This window comes from Dactylosporangium sp. NPDC005572, from assembly GCF_040605515.1.
Lineage (GTDB): Bacteria > Actinomycetota > Actinomycetes > Mycobacteriales > Micromonosporaceae > Dactylosporangium.
Window position 1 is genome coordinate 136,106 of record NZ_JBEXCY010000007.1, and the last position, 16,032, is coordinate 152,137.

Below are 16,032 nucleotides of genomic sequence, written 5' to 3' on the forward strand. Positions count from 1 at the left end.
TGATCTCCATGCCCAGATTCCTCATCCAGGGAACCTTCACGCCTGACGGGCTTCGCGGGCTGATCAAGGAAGGGGGCAGCGGGCGAGTCGACGCGGTCCGGAAGATGGCCGAAAGCGTAGGCGGACACATGGAGTCGTTCGACTTCTGCTTCGGCGACAACGACACGTACGTGATCTGCGACCTGCCGGACAACCAGGCCGCCACGGCCGTCGCCCTGGCGGTCGGCGCGTCCGGCGGAGCCACCACCAAGACCGTGGCCCTGCTGAGCCCGGCCGAGGTCGACCGGGCGGTCCGGCAGACCGTGGACTACCGCGCGCCGGGCGCCTGACCTCACTGGGTCAGGCCGTCGGGGACGGGCCAGTGGAGGGCGTCGAGCAGGGCGGCCAGCTTGTGGTCGAGCTCGATGCCGACCGGAGTGACGTCCGGGTTCCCCAGCGACGCGAACTGCAGCCTGGGCTGCTCGATCACGAAGCGGGTCGGGCCGCCCGGGGACTGTGAGATGACCGTGCGGAGCGGGGCGTAGAGCATCGCGGCTGGGTCGTGGCGGGCCATCCGCTCGGCGATCGTGTGGTTGCCCATGAGATACGCGGCCCAGCGCGTGGTGTCGCCGGCGAGGCCGAAGAGGGAGTCGCCGGAGAACCGCCAGTAGATCAGGAAGCCGTGCCGGGCGATCTCGTCGGTCACGGCGACCACGGTGCGCCAGTCGGCCTTGTCGGCCACGAGTTGTTCGAAGCGCGCCGCCGGGTACTGGGGCACCAGGGCCTCGTACCGGGCGACGGCGTCGTCGAGCGAGCCGTCGACCTCGATGGCCAGACGGCGGGCCGGCCAGTCGGCCGCGCTGATCGTCATGCCCGCGACTACCCCGCCGGCGCGGGATCAAGCGCGATCCGCGGGAAGATTGACCGGTCGATACGTGTTGGATAGCGTGCTGATCAATCGTTTGGGCCAGGGATGTCCGCATGCATTGTTCGTCCGCTATCGCCGCACCGCCCTGATCCGCCGCCTCCGGCCAGGTTTATCAGTCGAGCGGAGCCCGGAGAAGCGGCGGGGGGCAAATGATCATCACGCTGGTCAGCGACACGTTCAATGTCGGGAACAACGGCACGACGATATCGGCGATGCGCTTCGCCGCGACCCTCATCTCGCGCGGGCACACCGTGCGCGTGGTCGCGTGCGGCGAACCGGGCGGCGTCACCGGGCCGGAAATGTACTGGGTTCCGGAGCTCGTGGTGCCGATCGCGAGCCGCCTCGCGCACCGCCAGAACACGGTGTTCGGCAAACCCGTCCGGCAGGTGCTGACCGACGCCATTCAGGGCGCCGACGTCGTGCACATCTACCAGCCCTGGCCGCTCGGCCGGGCCGCGGAACGCATCGCGCGGCAGCTCGGGGTGCCGGCCGTGGCCGGGTTCCACATTCAGCCCGAGAACATCACGTACAACGTCGGCCTGGGCTGGTTCCGCCCGGCCGCGCATCTCGTCTACATCCTGCTGCGGCTCATGTTCTACCGCCGGTTCACCGACATCCACTGCCCGTCGACGTTCATCGCGGCACAGCTGCGCCAGCACGGGTACCGGGCCCGGCTCCACGTCATTTCCAACGGCGTCGGCGGCGCTTTCCGGCCGGGTCCGGCGCGCATCCGGGGTGCCGACGAACCCTTCCGGATCCTGATGGTCGGCCGGTTCTCGCCCGAGAAGCGGCAGGACGTCCTGATCCGGGCCGTGCGGCGTTCGCGGCATTCGGCGAGGATTCAGCTGTACCTCGCGGGGCACGGCCCGAGCGAGAAACGTCTGCGGCGGATGGGCGCCAGACTGCCGAATCCCGCGCGGTTCGGCTACTACTCGCAGGACGAGCTCGTCGACCTCATCCGCGACTGCGATCTGTACGTCCACGCCTCCGACGTCGAAATCGAGGGCCTGTCGTGCATGGAGGCGTTCTCCTGCGGCCTCGTCCCGGTCATCTCCGACAGCCGCCGCAGCGCCACGGGCCAGTTCGCGCTCGGCCCCGAAAACCTGTTCCGCGCGGGCGACCCGGCGTCACTCGCGGAGCGCATCGACGCCTGGATCGACGACCCGGCCGCCCGGGAATCCGCGTCGAAAACGTACGCCCGCTACGCCGAGCTCTATTCGGTCGACCGGAGCGTCAAGGCGATCGAACGGGTCTACGCCCGGGCCGGCCGTGCCCCCGAGGCACCGGCCGGGTACGCCGGCCGCCTGTTCCGCCTGTTCTCGACCGCCTTCTACTATGCGGTGGCGATTCCGCTGCTGTTCCTCTGGACGCGCGTCATTCTGGGCGTCCGCACCGAGGGCGAGAAGCGCCTCCCCCGCGCCGGCGGCGCGCTGACGGTCTGCAACCACGTGCACCTGCTCGACAGCGCACTCGTCGGCCTGGCCCTGTTCCCCCGCCGCCCGGTCTTCACGTCGGCGCCCATCAATCTGGAGAACCGCTGGTACGGCGCGCTGGTGCGATTGCTGGGCGGCGTGGCGGTACCGCAGACGCCCGCCGGCCTGCCCATGTTCTTCGCGGAGATGGAGCTCTTCCTCGCCCAGGGAAGAATCGTGCACTTCTTTCCCGAGGGCGAGCTGAAGCCGTACGACACGAGCCTGCGCGACTTCAAACGCGGCGCGTTCCACCTGGCCGCCCAGGCCCGCGTCCCGGTGGTCCCGCTGTCGATCCGCTTCACCCCGCCGACGGGCGTGAGCCGCCTGTTCCGCCGCAAGCCGACGATGGTCATCGTCATCGGCGAGCCCATCGTCCCGACGACGACCGACCCCCACCACGACGGCCGCATCCGCATGGAACTCACGCGGCGCCGAATGCACGACCTCATCACCCGCGCGGCGTAGCCGCCGCCGATCTCAGCCGGCCACTCGACGGCGAATGTCCTCGATGAAAGGCGATTGCAGCAGGTGTACCCAAGGCAGGAACAGCGGCTGCGGGAGGTCGTCGAAGGTGAACCATCCCTGGCGCGTGAACTTGTCGGGTTCCAGGACCTCGGGCTCGCCCTCCGGGCAGTCGCCAAGCATCCAGACGGTGACGTAGTGCCGGTCCTCGTCGGTGAAGACGTCGTTCGTGACGCCGCCGAAGTGGAGATTGACGACCGTCAAACCGGTTTCCTCGGCCACCTCGCGCGCCGCCACCTGCTCGAAGGACTCGCCGAACTCGAGGTGCCCGCCCGGCACCGACCACGATCCCGCACCGTGTGAGCCGCGCCGCTGTCCCATGAGAAACCGTCCGTCGCGGATGACGAACACGCCGATGCCGACCCTGACGTTCTGCACAACCGCGCACGATACGGCGTCGCCGCGTCCGGAGGCCACGCGGTATTCGACCTCCGGACGCGGCGAGGAATGTCAGCCGCCGTGCTCGTGCGGGGCGCCGATCGTGTACAGCAGGGTCGCCAGCGACGCGAGCGTGAAGGTCGCCAGGACGATGCGGCGCCAGGAAATGGTCGCGGTCATCGTGTGCTCCTCCGGGGGTTGGTGGTCAGCCGCCGTGCGTGTGCGGAGCGCCGATCGTGTACAGCAGGGTCGCCAGCGAGGCGAGCGTGAAAACTGCGAGAACCACGCGGCGCCAGGAAATCGTTGCGGTCATAGGTCACCTCCTACCGGAATCGGGGTACGCGTTTCTTGGGCCGTTCCTGACTCCCGCCGGTGCCGGCGCATCGCGAGCGCCACGACCGCGCAGGAGCCACCGCTGATCAGCAGGTCGCCGAGGCTGACGACCTTTTTCAGCGGAGCGATGGGAATGATGTCGCCGAGGTACGAAAGCCGCGTGCCGTCGCCGGCCGGCACATTCTTCGGCGTGGTGATTCCGGCCCTGAGCCCGGCCGCGTCGGCCGCCGCCGGCGAGTACGGCATCCGCCCGTTCAACCCGATCGCGACCGCATTCAGTGCGGCCCCGAGCACGATCGCGGCACCGGCGATCCGCAGCCCGGCGGGCCAGTGCCGCAGGTTGACCCCGAGCCACAGCAACACGGGCGCGAACACGACGGCCAACATGGCGCGGTCGCTGACGAACTCGCGCACCAGCGGCACGTAGTAATGCGCGACCTGGAGCCCGGCGGCGAGCCACAGCAGCCAGAGCCCACGGATTCGAATGGCCCAGAACCCGGCCAGCCGCCCGCCGGCCAGATACCCGATCCCGACGCCAACCAATGGCGGAATGACGACCAGCACCAGCATGCGAATGGACACGCCGCATCTCCCCGTTTCGCCGCGCGGTTACCATGCCATTCGTAACAGAGACAAACCCGAATCAAATGGGTCAAACGTCCAGCGCCGGCCGTCAATACGCTACAAAAGTCGACATGCACGGCCAATGTTGTGGCGATATGCGTAGCGCCTTCGGCTTCCCGCACAAGCCGGGGCATCGAGGTGTCGGACGCGGTCCGCGAGCAGGTCACCGCGTGCACCGACCACGACCAGCTGGACCGGTGGCTCGAGCTGGCCGCCACCGCGGAGTCGATCAAGGACATCGACGAGCGCTTCGCTGAGTGAAGCCGTGCGTCGCCGCCGCTCGCCAAGAACGAACGGCGAGCCGCGGCGGCGCTCAGGTGCCTGGGCGCTTGGTGTAGACGTGGCGGGGGTTGATCGACTCGTCGCTGGTGTAGTTCGTCAGCAGCAGCGACGGCGACTGGCCGTACAGCGGCATCGGGCGGCTGCCGAAGTGCAGTGGGCCGCCGGCCACGTTCTTGAACTGTAGGTGCAGCATGCTCCACGGGCCCGTCGGGTCCCACGCCGCGTGTTCGATCGTCCACGTGCCGTCGCCCGGGGCCGGGCTGGGGAATGCGAACGGTGGAGCGCGGAAGAGGAACGACACGTCATCGGCGTGGAACGATCCATCTGAATCGACAATTATCGATCTTCCGGTTGCCTGGTCCAGCCACTCGCCTATCACCTGGTCGCGGGTCACGTCTGCCGGCGGGCCGGGCTGCGCACGGTGGATCGATGTGCCTTCCACCCGGTGGTATCGCACCGCGTGGTCCAGGTCGGGGTCGCCGACATAGATGACCAGCTGTACCTCGTCCTGGACGCGTTGCACTTCCAGGTTGTTGCCGGACGCCGCCGGTACGCCGCGGTCGACGTCGAAGTACAGCGATACCGAGGCGTCCGGGCCGTCCAGGTGGCCGGCGAGCTTGCGGATCGACCACGAGCCGGAACCCGCGCCGGGGGACGGGCTTGCGCCGTCGCGGTTCAGCAGGTGCGTGAGGTTGTCGGCGTAGAAGTCCCCGTCGGAGAGGAACTCGATCCCGTCGCCGGTGCGGGTGTCCCGCCAGGTACCGACCAGCGCCTCGGGGGTCATGTCGACCCACTCGAACGACGAGTCCCCGCCACCGCCGCTCGGCGCGGCGAAGCACGCTCCCGTCAGCAGCAGCACGACGAACAGCAGACCGGTTCGCACGCCGTGATCGTAGGTCTTCGATGTGGCGAATACACGCCGGCGTTGTGAAGGGATCGTGCGGACACCCCGGCCGGGACCAGCCGGTGTCCGCGTGATGGGATCCAGCCGGAAGCGGGGGTGAACCGATGCGGATGCTCGTTGTCGGAGGGACGCGGTTCGTCGGGCGGCACATCGTCGAGCAGGCGATCGGGCGGGGCCACGAGCTCACGCTGCTGCACCGCGGGCGCAGCGGGGGCGGGCTCTTTCCACAGGCCCGGCACATCCTTGCCGATCGGAACGGCGACCTTGCGGCGCTGGCCGGCGGCGAGTGGGACGTCACCGTCGACGTCAGTGGATATCTGCCGCGCCAGATCCGGGACCTCGCCGACGCGCTGGACGAGCGTGGCGGGCGATATGTCTACATTTCGAGCGTCTCCGCGTACGCCGACCCGCCGCCTGGCTTCACCGAGGACGCGGCCCTGCGGGAACTGGAAGACCCGACGGTCGAGGAGATCACCGACGAGACGTACGGCGGGCTGAAGGCGGCCTGCGAGCGCGTCGCGCTGGACCGGTTCGGCAGCGGGACGCTCATCGTGCGGCCCACGTACGTCGTCGGGCCCTACGACCACCTGTGCCGGTTCACCTGGTGGATCGAGCGCGTCGCGCGCGGCGGCGAGATCCTGGCGCCCGGGCCGCCCGACGCCGCGATCCAGGTCATCGACGCCCGCGACCTGGCCGCCTGGACGCTCGACATGATCGAGCGGGGCGACGGCGGGGTGTTCCACGCGGCGTACCCCAAGCCGCCGTTCGCGTTCCGCGCGCTGCTGGAAGCGATGGTCGTCGAAGTGGGGCCGCCCGGCACGACGCTGACGTGGGTCGATCCCGACTTCCTCGACGAGCGGGGCGTCGACGCCGAGAGCCTGCCGCTGTGGTCCGCGTTCGATCCCGACGCGGGCGGCAACCTGGCCGACCCGTCGGCGGCGCTGGCGGCCGGACTGTCACCGCGCCCGCTGTCCGAGACGATCCGGGAGACGCACGCTTACGCAGTACAACATCCGCTGGAAGCGCTGCCCGAGCGCCTGACGCCCGAGCGTGAGGCGGCGCTGCTGGCCGAGTGGCACCAGCGCTGATGCCTCAGTCGAAGGCGACCCGGAAGTCGGCGATCAGCCCGTCGGCCCACCGGACCGTCAGCGTGCCGGCGCCGCCCTTGTCCCAGGCGATGCGCGCGATATCGACGTCCGCGGAAGTCTCGACCGTCTGCACGGTGATCGTGTCGTCGGGCGGGTCGGCCGAGTAGGCCGCGATGATGGCGTCGAGGCCGACGTACGGGCTGCCGGGGTCGCCCACGATGTCGAGCGTCGCGGTCTCGGCGAAGGCCGCCAGGTAGGCCTCCCACTCCCCCGTCCGCACCCCGTCGTTGAACCGCCGGCACTGCTCCAGCACGCGCTCCGCCATGGCACCTGTGTACCACCGAAATCGACGCCGGTCGACGTGGGGATGAAGGAACGACACAAGGGATGAAAGGGAAGCGGGCCAGGCGCAGAAGGGTTGGCGCGCACGTGACCGCCGGGGAGTCACGGGGCAAATGTGCGGACGCACTAGAGCGACAAAAGGGCCGGGGAAGAACAGAGCGGAAGGATTGGAGCGACGAAGCGGCCAGAGAAGCACGGGCGCGGAGGGCAGGAGGGCTGGCGCACGGGAGGGGTCGAGCGCGACACGGCTCAAGCGCGACACAGCTCTAGGGCGACACGGATCGATGGCTGGAGCGACGAGGCGGCCGGGCAGGAACAGAGCGGGGCGCTGCGGCCTCGACGCAAGGCCAACAAGACGCGGAACCCACCGGCCCGTGGAAGGATCGGGACGCCGAAGTCCCGAAGCAGGACCGGACGGAGATGGCCGATGGAGTTGCGGCGAGTGGCCGACATCGATCTCAGCGCGCTCACCCAGCGCGAGTTCCATCCGTCGCCCGCCGCGTGGGAGGACGAGGTCCTCTACTTCCTGCTCGTCGACCGGTTTGACGACGGCCTGGAGCGGCCGTTGATCACTGCCGAAGATCGTGGGAACGCCGTCGGTAGCGTGGAGGACGCCGAGCGGTGGCGGGATGCCGGAGCGACCTGGTGCGGCGGCAACCTCAACGGGATCCGGCGGCGGCTCGGGTACCTCGCGCGGCTCGGCGTCACCGCCGTCTGGATCAGTCCCGTCCTCAAGCAGGTGCCGGGCCAGGACACCTACCACGGCTACGCGACACAGAACTTCCTCGATGTCGACCCGCACTTCGGCACCGCGCAGCAGCTCAAGGAGCTCGTCGCCGCCGCGCACGACAACGGTATCCGGGTCGTGCTCGACGTCGTGCTCAACCATGCCGGGGACGTGTTCGGCTACGAGCCTGACAACCGGCCCGTGTGGATGGGGTCCGCGTACGACGTCAAAGGCTTCCGGGACGCCGACGGAAAGCCCACCTTGCCGTTCGCGAGCGTCCCCGAGGCCTGGCCGGACGGGGCCGTCTGGCCGGCCGAGCTGCAGCGGCCCGGCACATTCTCGGCCAAGGGACGCATCGTCGACTGGGATCGATATCCGGAGTACCTCGAAGGAGACTTCGCCGGACTCAAGGACATCAATCTCGGCCGCGGCCCCATCGACCAGTACCAGCCCTCCCCCGCCCTCCAGGCGCTGACCCGCGCCTACCAGTACTGGATCGCCTTCGCCGACCTCGACGGGCTCCGCGTCGACACCGTGAAGCACATGGACCCCGGCGCCGCCCGGTACTTCGCCTCGGCCATCCACGAGTTCGCGCAGTCCATCGGCAAGGAGCGCTTCTACCTCATCGCCGAGATCACCGGGGACCGCACGTTCGCGTACCGCACGCTGGAAGAGATCGGCATGGATGCCGCCCTCGGGCTCGCCGACGTGCAGGAGCGGCTCGAGCGGGTCGCCAAGGGCGCGGCCGATCCGCGGGAGTACTTCGACCTCTTCCGCAACTCGCTCCAGGTCGGCCGCGAGTCGCACACCTGGTTCCGGGACAAGGTCGTCACCGGCTACGACGACCACGACCAGGTCCGCAAGGGCCCGTGGAAGGCGCGGTTCGCCGCCGACAACCCGGAGATGGCCCGGGTGGCACTCGCCCTCAACGCCACCACCCTCGGCATCCCCTGCATCTACTACGGCAGCGAACAGCTCTTCGACGGCGCGGGCGGCGACGACCGGTACCTCCGCGAAGCGATGTTCGGCGGCGAGTTCGGCCCGTTCCGCAGCCGCGGCGCGCACGCGTTCGACGAGTCGCATCCCGTCTATGCGGAGCTGTCGAGAATCCTCGATCTCCGCAAACGCACGCAGGCGCTGCGGAGGGGTCGGCAGTACCTCAGGCCGCTCTCCACCGGCGGCGTCCGCTTCGAGCCGCCGGCGCAGCGCGGCCTGATCCCGTGGTCGCGCATCTTCGCCGATCACGAGGTATTGGTCGCTGTCAACACCGACCCGCGGACAGCACGCACCGCATGGGTCACCGTCGATGACGGGCTCCACGCCGCCGGCGACGCGCTGATCTGCCGGTACAGCACCGACCACAGCCTGGAGGGAAGTTTCACGCGCGTCGAGCGCCGCAACGGGAAATCGGTCCAGATCACCGTCCCGCCCGCCGGCGCGGTTATATACGAATAGGCAAATGACGATAGACTTCCCCGGTCCGCAAAGAGATCTTGATCGGGGAGGACCTCAATGCACAGACGTACCCTGCTGGCCACCGCCGCCGCCGGTGTCGCCGCCGGCCTCGCCATCCCGGGAACAGCCGCGGCAAGGACGACGTTCCCGGAGCTCATCGACCTGCCGCCCGGATTCCAGCCGGAGGGCATCACGGCCGGCCCGGGCACCACGTTCTACGTCGGCTCGCTCGCCACCGGCACGATCTACCGCGGCGACATCACCACCGGCAAGGGATCAACGTTCGTCGAACACAGCGACAGCGCCGCCCTGGGCCTGGAGTTCGACCGCCAGGGACGCCTCTGGGCCGCCGGCGCGGGCACCGGCGGCGCGACCGTGTACGGCGCCACCGGACGCAAGCTCGCGCAGTACAACTTCAATGGCACATTCGTCAATGACGTCGTCGTGACCGACGACGCCGCCTACTTCACCGACTCCTACCAGCCGGTGCTCTACAAGGTGCCGCTCCACCACCACCGGCTGCCCGGCCAGGACGCCGTCCGGACCATCCGGCTGCCGGGCGAGCTCGGCGACGCGGCCGGGTTCAACAACGGGATCGAGGCGACGCCCGACGGCCGGCTGATCATCGTGCAGATGCTCGCCGACCGCCTGCTCTCCTACGACCCGAAGCGCGGCACCGCCGCCCGGATCGACCTCGGCGGCGCCAGCGTCCTGCAGGGCGACGGCCTGCTCCGCCGCGGCCAGTATCTCTACGTCGTGCGGAACTTCTTCAACGTCATCGCCAAGTTCCGCCTGCACCCGAGCCTGCGGAAGGCCGAGCTGGCCGAGGAGATCACCCACCCGAAGTTCGACATCCCGGCGACGGTCGCCGGCTTCGGCCCGTATCTCTACGCCGTCAACGCCCGCTTCAACATCGCGGCCCCCACGCCGGAGACCACGTACAACGTCGTGCGGGTACGCGGATAGGAACCTGTGCCGGCGGTGGCGCCACCGCCGGCGTAGGGCAATACTCAGCTGGCATGGAGCCATCGATGGGCCGCGACCTCGCGCACGCGTTGCGCACCGGCCCGTTCTCCGCCGCGCTGCACCTCGCCATCGAGGACCGCGGGATCCGGCTGGAGGACATCCAGGACCGGCTCTCGACCGAAGGCGTGCACGTCAGCCTCACCACGCTGTCGTACTGGCGGCGCGGCCGCAGCCGGCCGGAGCGCCCCGACTCGATCAGGGCGGTCCGGCTGCTGGAGAAGATCCTGTCCCTGCCGGAGGAGTCGCTGATCGTCCAGCTCGGCCCGCGCCGCCCGCGCGGCCGCTGGCTCAGCCGCCCGCCGGGGACGATCGAGATCGACCGGTTGTTCGCCGACCACACCGGCGTCGCGAAGATGCTCGGCGACCTCGACCGCTGGCGATATCACGAGCTGACCCGCCTCAGCCTCCATGACCTGTACCACGTGGGCCCGCAGCGGCAGGAGAAGGGCCTGACGGTCCGCCAGGTCCTGCGCGCGAACGTCGACCGGGTGTCGCGGACGGTGGCGATCTTCGAGACCGACGACCTCGACGCGACCGTGACGGTGAACCCGGTGCGCAACTGCCGGCTCGGGCGGGTCCGCTCGGTGCCGACCGCCGGCCTGGTCGCCGCCGAGATCATCTTCGACCGGATCCTGACCCAGGGCGAGACGGTCGTGGTCGAGTACGAGTACCTCAGCGAGTCGAGCCTCCCGGCCAACCGCTACTACCGCGGCTTCGCGGTGCCGGTGACCGAGTACGTCATGCAGGTGCAGTTCGACGCGGACGCGGTGCCGGCCCGCTGCCACCGCTTCGAGCGGCGCGCGCTCAACGCGCCCGAGCAGGGCGTGGGCGAGGCCTGGATCGGATCCACCAACGGGGCACACCTGATCGGGTCAGATGTGCCCCCTGGCATCGTGGGAATGCGCTGGGAGTGGGAGTGACTAGTTCCCCGTCAGGGAAACGTCGTCGATCACGAAGCTGGTCTGCAGCGACCAGTCCTCGACGCCGGTGAACTTCACCGTGGCGGTCTGCCCGGCGAAGCCGCTGACGTCGACGGTCTTCTCGACGTAGCCGGTGGTCTTGTCGAGGTTCGTCCAGGTGCCCACGGTCGTGCCGCCCACGGTGAGGGTCAGCCGGTCGTAGACGACGTTCTCGTACTCCGCGGTGGTGATGCGGATCCAGAACCGCAGGGTGACGCCGGCGCAGCCGGCCGGGACGGCGACGGCCTGCGACAGCGTGTCGGTCTGCACCTGGCCGCCGCCGTTGAGCCACGCGTTGCGGGTGCCGCTGCGCGCGGGGTACTGCGTCCACGCCCCGATGACGTTCGCGGTCGCGGTCCACGGGGACGTGCCGTTCTCGAAGCCGGGGTTACCGACCGGTTGGGTGGGCGAGCAGCCGCCGCCCGTGGTGACCGTCCAGGTGAAGGTGGCCTGGCCGGTCCGGCCGGCGGCGTCGGTGACCGTCACGGTGACGTTCGACGTGCCCGCCGTCGTGGGCGTGCCGGTGATCCGGCCGGTGGAGGCGCCGACGGCCAGGCCGGTGGGCAGGCCGGCGGCGCTCCAGGTGTACGGGCCGGTGCCGCCGGACGCCTGCAGCTGCAGGTCGACGGCCTGGCCCACCGGCGTGGTGCGGTTGCCGGGGTTGGTCACCGCCGGGTCGCCGGGGTTGCCGCCGCCGATGAAGCCGGTGTACAGCAGGACGTTCGGGGAGCCGCTGCCCGGGCTGGCGATCTTGCCGGTCGTGCCGTTGGTCACCAGCGCGTTGCGGACCTGAGCGGGGGTGGCGCCCGGGTTCGCGCCGAGGTACAGCGCCGCCGCCCCGGCGACGTGCGGCGACGCCATCGAGGTGCCGGTCATCGTGGCGCTGCCCGTGTTGCTCGAGTAGGAGGCGGACACGATGCTGGTACCGGGCGCGAACAGGTCCAGGCAGGAGCCGTAGTTGCTGGTCGAGTTGCGCGCGTCGGAGCTGTTCGAGTTGCCGACCGTGATCGCCGCGGAGACGGCCTGCGGGCTGTAGTAGCAGGCGTCGTCGCCACTGTTGCCGGCCGCCTGGACGAACTGCACGCCCGAGCTGATGAGGCTGGTGACCGCGCTGTCCATGGCCTGGCTGGTGCAGCGGCTGCCGCAGCCGATGCTGTAGTTGGCCACGGCCGGCTTCTGGGCGTTGGTGCGCACCCAGTTGATGCCGGCGATCAGGTCGTCGTTCGTCCCGGTGCCCTGGCAGTCCAGGACCCGGACCGACACCACGCTCGCCTGCTTGGCGACGCCGTACGTGGTGCCGACCGCGGTGCCGGCGACGTGCGTGCCGTGGCCGTGGCAGTCCGCCGGGTTCGAGTCGCCGTCGACGATGTCGGTGCCCGGCCTGACCCGGCCGCTGAAGTCCACGTGACTCGCGTTGAGCCCGGTGTCGAGCACGTAGACGGTGACACCTTTGCCGGGGTCGGCCGGATAGGTGTACCGCTGGTTCAGCGGCAGGCTCGCCTGGTCGATGCGGTCGTCGCCCCAGTTCGGCGGGTTGTTCTGGGTGTCCTGCACGGTGATGCGCTGGACCTGCTCGACGCTCGCGACGGCCGGGTCGGCGGCCAGCCGGCGGGCCTGCCCGGCGCTCATGGCGCCGGAGAACCCGTTGTCGAACAGGTGCCGCGGCTGGCCGTACCGCCTGGACAGCTCGGTGCGCTTGCCGCCGTCCTTGAGGGTCACGATGTACCGGCCGGGCACGGCGTCGGGGCTGTCGGCGTAGAGGATGGCGCCTTCCGCCTGAGCCTGCGCCGCCGTGGTGGTGCCGATCGCCGCGACCAGCGCGGCGAGCACGGCGATGGGGAGCTTTCGCAACACGGTGGAGACCTCCTTGGGGGTGGCCGGCTCCGGAGCCGGGCCGGTCGGCGCCGACCCCGGAGGGCTGTGACGACGCTAGGAGGCCGCGCATCGAACGGGGAACGTCGATGAACAGACGTCCGCGTTCGTTGCCGTCAAAACTGTTTATGAACCGTGCAAGACTGGCCGGATGACGACTCTCGGCGCCGTGTTCCTGCCCCAGCTGCCGCCCGAACGCCTCCGGTCCGTCGTGCAGGCCGCCGACCAGGCCGGGCTGGAGGAGCTGTGGCTGTGGGAGGACTGCTTCCTGGAGAGCGGCATCGCCACCGCGTCCGCCGCGCTCGCCTGGAGCACCTCCCTGCGGGTCGGCGTCGGCCTGCTGCCCGTGCCCCTGCGCAACGTGGCGCTCACCGGCATGGAGGTCGCCACGCTGTCCCGGCTGTTCCCCGGCCGCGCGTTCGTCGGCGTCGGCCACGGCGTGCAGGACTGGATGGGCCAGGTCGGCGCGCGGGTCGAGTCGCCGGTGACCCTGCTGCGCGAGTACACCGCCGCCCTGCGCGCACTGCTGGCCGGCGAGCGCGTCACGACCGCCGGCCGCTACGTCCGCCTGGATGGCGTCGCGCTCGACTGGCCCCCGACGGGGCCCACGCCGATCCTCGTCGGCGCGGTCGGCCCCCGCACCCTGCGGCTGTCCGGGGAGGTCTCCGACGGGACGATTCTCACCGGAGGGACGGATCCGGCAGGTGTACTGCGGGCGCGTGCGCTCGTCGACGAGGGCCGCGCGGCGGCCGGCCGCTCCGCGGCCCACCCGATCGTCGTCTACCTGCACGCCGCGACCGGCGAGGGCGCTGCCGAGCGGATGGCCGCCGAGCGGGAGCGCTGGGGGTACCAGGGAAGGAACCCCTCCGACGTGACGGTGGTGGGTGACGAGCACGCGATCGCCGAGGCGGTGAACCGCTGGGCCGCGGCCGGCGCCGACAGCGTCATCCTCCAGCCGACCCCGGACGACCCGGACCCGGAGGGCTTCATGCGTTTCGTGGCCGAGCGCGTCCGCCCGCTGGTGGGCTGACGTGGCCATGGAGCGGGCCGTGGTGCCCGACCTCGTCGGCCTCACCGCGCGGGAGGCACACCACCGCGCCTACTACGCCGGCGTGCTCGCGTCCGGCGTCGACCCGGACGGCCCGCCGCTGGTGGTGCTCAGCCCGCCCACGGCGTGGGTCGTGACGGCCCAGCATCCGGCGCCCGGCACGGTCGTGGAGCGCCGGGCCTTCGTGGTGGTGTCGTTCGCCGGTGACCGCGAGCCGCTCCGCCCGGCGCCCGACCGGCTGTCCGGCGCCTCGGAGGTGGAGGAGTGAGCAACGCGGCGATCGACGGGGTGGCCGCGAGCGGCATCGCGTACCGGATCGTGGAGCACGGGCCGGTGCGCAGCCTGGCCGAGGCCGCCGCGGCCCGCGGGGTCGCGGTGCCCGACGTGGTGAAGACGATCGTGGTGCGGCTGGCCGACGACGACTTCCGGTTCGTGCTCGTGCCCGGCGACCGGGTCATCTCGTGGCCGAAGCTGCGGGCACTGCTCGGGGTCAGCCGGATCTCGATGCCGGACGCCGCGACCGCCAGGGCGGCGACCGGCTACGAGCGCGGCACGATCACGCCGTTCGGCTCGACCACCGCCTGGCCGGTCGTCGCCGACGAGCGGGTCCGCGGCCGGGAGATCACGCTCGGCGGCGGCGCGCACGGCGTGGCGCTGGCGGTCTCCGCCGACGCCGCACTGGCGGCCCTGGAAGCGACCGTCGCCGATGTCTCCGACCCCGAGCCCACCTGACCCCGAGCCTGCCGGCTAGCGGCGCGGACGGTGCGGGGCTAGGCGAGGCGGAAGTCGGCGAAGTCGAAGCCGGGTGCGACGACGCAGCTGACCAGCACCGGCTCGGTGCCGGTCGGAGTGGCCGCCTGCCAGGAGCCCGCCGGGATCAGCACCTGCGGCCGCTGGCCGGCGGCCACGTCGGGGCCGAGGGTCGCCACCGGGCCGTCCGCCGGAGCCGGGCCCGAGCCGCCGAGGCGGAGCTCCAGCGGGCCGCCCGAGTGCCAGAACCACAGCTCGTCCGAGCGCACCACGTGCCAGGCCGACGACTCCCCCGGGTGCAGCAGGAAGTAGATGGCCGTCGCTGCCGCCCGCGGGCCCTCGTAGCCGTCCGGGGTGAAGGTGACGGCGGAGCGCCACGTCTCGCGGTACCAGCCGCCCTCGGGGTGCGGTTGCAGGTCCAGCTGGGCGGCCAGCGGCGGGCGCGGTGTGGTCATGCGCACAACCGTATCGGGCCTAACGGACGGTGCCCTGTGGTACGCCGCCTTGCGATGCTTGCGGCGTGAGGCTGGAGTCGCGCGGGGGCGCGTTCATCGAACTGCACATGGTCGACGGCGGGGTCGTCGACGGGGTCGTCGACGCCGGGGACGGCCGCGCCTGGATGTTCCGCGCGCCGTGCCTGACCCGCGACGAGGCGCGGCTGCTCGGCGACTGGCTGCTGCGGGTCGCCAAGGGCCGGGTCGAGCTGTATGAGCGGCTCACCTTCGCCGCGCCCGAGCTGAGCTTCGCGTATGACGAACATGAGTACGGGCAGCCCCGCATCACCGTCGGCTTCTCCCGCGCCGCCGCGCCGGCCTGGCTCGGTGACGAGCAGGACCGCACGTTCGACTACCCGCTCACCCTGGACCTGTCCCCGGAGTCGCTCGAGTCCGCCGCGGTGGACTGGGAGCGGGAGGTGCACTGATGGCCGTCGAGTTCGTGCACGAGGACCACATCCTGTCGCTGGAGGGCCGGGTGCTGGAGATCTTCTCGCGGCACACCAACGGCGAGTCCTACCGCTTCCACGTGGCCTTCCTCGGCGTGTTCGTGAAGCCGAAGGGCGACCGCTACAAGGTGCAGCTGGGAAAACCCATGGGTGAGATGGTGTTACCCACCGTCACGCTCACCCTGGACGCGGCCGAGTTCGAGCGCTTCCGCGCGTTCATTGCGCTGGCCACCGCGGCCCGCGACGGCGCGCCCTAATACGATCGCCGGATGCGACGCATCGGGGCATTGCTGCTGATCATCGCCCTCACGGCCGGCGGATGCGGCGACGGCGCCGCTGAGCAGGACGCGGGCCGCGCCCTCGGCGGCGGGCCGGGCGCGAGCGGGGAGCCGGCCTCCCC

19 protein-coding genes are annotated in these 16,032 nt (G+C 70.7%); 12 read left to right on the forward strand and 7 right to left on the reverse strand.

What is annotated here, in order from left to right; translation table 11 throughout:
• Positions 1-8 precede the first annotated feature (8 nt).
• Positions 9-329, forward strand: coding sequence for a GYD domain-containing protein (locus tag ABZS66_RS06075; protein WP_354755622.1), 321 nt, complete (start codon positions 9-11; stop codon positions 327-329).
• A 2-nt stretch (positions 330-331) separates the two neighbouring features.
• On the opposite strand, the gene ABZS66_RS06080 is transcribed toward ABZS66_RS06075, so the two are convergent.
• Positions 332-850 (reverse strand): hypothetical protein, encoded by a 519-nt coding sequence (locus ABZS66_RS06080; RefSeq protein WP_354755623.1) that lies wholly within the window; start codon positions 848-850, stop codon positions 332-334.
• A gap of 206 nt (positions 851-1,056) precedes the next feature.
• Here ABZS66_RS06080 and ABZS66_RS06085 point away from each other — a divergent pair, with 206 nt between their 5' ends.
• Positions 1,057-2,844: a glycosyltransferase gene (locus ABZS66_RS06085; RefSeq protein ID WP_354755625.1), complete on the forward strand. Its 1,788-nt coding sequence runs from the start codon at positions 1,057-1,059 to the stop codon at positions 2,842-2,844.
• Positions 2,845-2,856: 12 nt separating this feature from the next.
• Here the strand turns inward: ABZS66_RS06085 and ABZS66_RS06090 are convergent, their stop codons facing one another.
• Positions 2,857-3,279 carry an NUDIX hydrolase gene (locus ABZS66_RS06090; protein WP_354755627.1) on the reverse strand — a complete coding sequence of 141 codons (423 nt, stop codon included), beginning with the start codon at positions 3,277-3,279 and terminating at the stop codon, positions 2,857-2,859.
• 309 nt (positions 3,280-3,588) lie between these two features.
• Positions 3,589-4,194: a DUF5317 family protein gene (locus ABZS66_RS06095; protein ID WP_354755629.1), complete on the reverse strand. Its 606-nt coding sequence runs from the start codon at positions 4,192-4,194 to the stop codon at positions 3,589-3,591.
• A gap of 180 nt (positions 4,195-4,374) precedes the next feature.
• Here ABZS66_RS06095 and ABZS66_RS06100 point away from each other — a divergent pair, with 180 nt between their 5' ends.
• Entirely contained in the window at positions 4,375-4,497 is a 123-nt protein-coding gene (locus ABZS66_RS06100; protein ID WP_354755630.1) for a hypothetical protein, read from the forward strand.
• Positions 4,498-4,549: 52 nt separating this feature from the next.
• On the opposite strand, the gene ABZS66_RS06105 is transcribed toward ABZS66_RS06100, so the two are convergent.
• Positions 4,550-5,401, reverse strand: coding sequence for a hypothetical protein (locus ABZS66_RS06105; RefSeq protein WP_354755632.1), 852 nt, complete (start codon positions 5,399-5,401; stop codon positions 4,550-4,552).
• 125 nt (positions 5,402-5,526) lie between these two features.
• On the opposite strand from ABZS66_RS06105, the gene ABZS66_RS06110 reads away from it, so the two are divergent.
• Complete coding sequence (locus ABZS66_RS06110; protein WP_354755634.1) at positions 5,527-6,510, forward strand: NAD-dependent epimerase/dehydratase family protein; 984 nt, start codon at positions 5,527-5,529, stop codon at positions 6,508-6,510.
• A gap of 4 nt (positions 6,511-6,514) precedes the next feature.
• On the opposite strand, the gene ABZS66_RS06115 is transcribed toward ABZS66_RS06110, so the two are convergent.
• Positions 6,515-6,835 (reverse strand): nuclear transport factor 2 family protein, encoded by a 321-nt coding sequence (locus tag ABZS66_RS06115; RefSeq protein ID WP_354755636.1) that lies wholly within the window; start codon positions 6,833-6,835, stop codon positions 6,515-6,517.
• A gap of 444 nt (positions 6,836-7,279) precedes the next feature.
• Between ABZS66_RS06115 and ABZS66_RS06120 the strand changes: the two genes are divergently transcribed.
• The 3 genes from ABZS66_RS06120 to ABZS66_RS06130 all read left to right on the forward strand — a co-directional run bounded on the left by ABZS66_RS06120 (position 7,280) and on the right by ABZS66_RS06130 (position 10,980).
• Positions 7,280-9,034 carry an alpha-amylase family glycosyl hydrolase gene (locus tag ABZS66_RS06120; RefSeq protein ID WP_354755638.1) on the forward strand — a complete coding sequence of 585 codons (1,755 nt, stop codon included), beginning with the start codon at positions 7,280-7,282 and terminating at the stop codon, positions 9,032-9,034.
• 57 nt (positions 9,035-9,091) lie between these two features.
• Entirely contained in the window at positions 9,092-10,000 is a 909-nt protein-coding gene (locus ABZS66_RS06125; protein WP_354755640.1) for a superoxide dismutase, read from the forward strand.
• 65 nt (positions 10,001-10,065) lie between these two features.
• The gene (locus ABZS66_RS06130; RefSeq protein ID WP_354755642.1) at positions 10,066-10,980 is read left to right on the forward strand and encodes a hypothetical protein; all 915 of its coding nucleotides are present in this window, start codon (positions 10,066-10,068) and stop codon (positions 10,978-10,980) included.
• Here ABZS66_RS06130 and ABZS66_RS06135 read toward each other — a convergent pair whose 3' ends face one another.
• Positions 10,981-12,873, reverse strand: coding sequence for a S8 family serine peptidase (locus ABZS66_RS06135; RefSeq protein ID WP_354755644.1), 1,893 nt, complete (start codon positions 12,871-12,873; stop codon positions 10,981-10,983).
• A gap of 169 nt (positions 12,874-13,042) precedes the next feature.
• Here ABZS66_RS06135 and ABZS66_RS06140 point away from each other — a divergent pair, with 169 nt between their 5' ends.
• From ABZS66_RS06140 to ABZS66_RS06150, 3 genes are read left to right on the forward strand one after another with little or no spacing between them, the layout of a single operon-like run.
• Positions 13,043-13,921, forward strand: coding sequence for an LLM class flavin-dependent oxidoreductase (locus ABZS66_RS06140; RefSeq protein ID WP_354755646.1), 879 nt, complete (start codon positions 13,043-13,045; stop codon positions 13,919-13,921).
• Positions 13,922-13,928: 7 nt separating this feature from the next.
• Positions 13,929-14,207 carry a PASTA domain-containing protein gene (locus ABZS66_RS06145; RefSeq protein WP_354755661.1) on the forward strand — a complete coding sequence of 93 codons (279 nt, stop codon included), beginning with the start codon at positions 13,929-13,931 and terminating at the stop codon, positions 14,205-14,207.
• Complete coding sequence (locus ABZS66_RS06150; RefSeq protein WP_354755647.1) at positions 14,204-14,671, forward strand: YbaK/EbsC family protein; 468 nt, start codon at positions 14,204-14,206, stop codon at positions 14,669-14,671. The genes ABZS66_RS06145 and ABZS66_RS06150 overlap by 4 nt, the downstream gene beginning before the upstream one ends.
• A 38-nt stretch (positions 14,672-14,709) precedes the next feature.
• On the opposite strand, the gene ABZS66_RS06155 is transcribed toward ABZS66_RS06150, so the two are convergent.
• Positions 14,710-15,144: a cupin domain-containing protein gene (locus ABZS66_RS06155; protein ID WP_354755649.1), complete on the reverse strand. Its 435-nt coding sequence runs from the start codon at positions 15,142-15,144 to the stop codon at positions 14,710-14,712.
• Positions 15,145-15,209: 65 nt separating this feature from the next.
• Between ABZS66_RS06155 and ABZS66_RS06160 the strand changes: the two genes are divergently transcribed.
• Both ABZS66_RS06160 and ABZS66_RS06165 read left to right on the forward strand, forming a co-directional pair.
• A complete protein-coding gene (locus ABZS66_RS06160) occupies positions 15,210-15,611 on the forward strand; it encodes a hypothetical protein (protein ID WP_354755651.1) in 402 nt (133 codons plus the stop codon).
• Positions 15,611-15,889: a hypothetical protein gene (locus ABZS66_RS06165; RefSeq protein WP_354755653.1), complete on the forward strand. Its 279-nt coding sequence runs from the start codon at positions 15,611-15,613 to the stop codon at positions 15,887-15,889. Before ABZS66_RS06160 ends, ABZS66_RS06165 begins: the two co-directional genes overlap by 1 nt.
• The last annotated feature ends 143 nt before the right edge of the window (positions 15,890-16,032 follow it).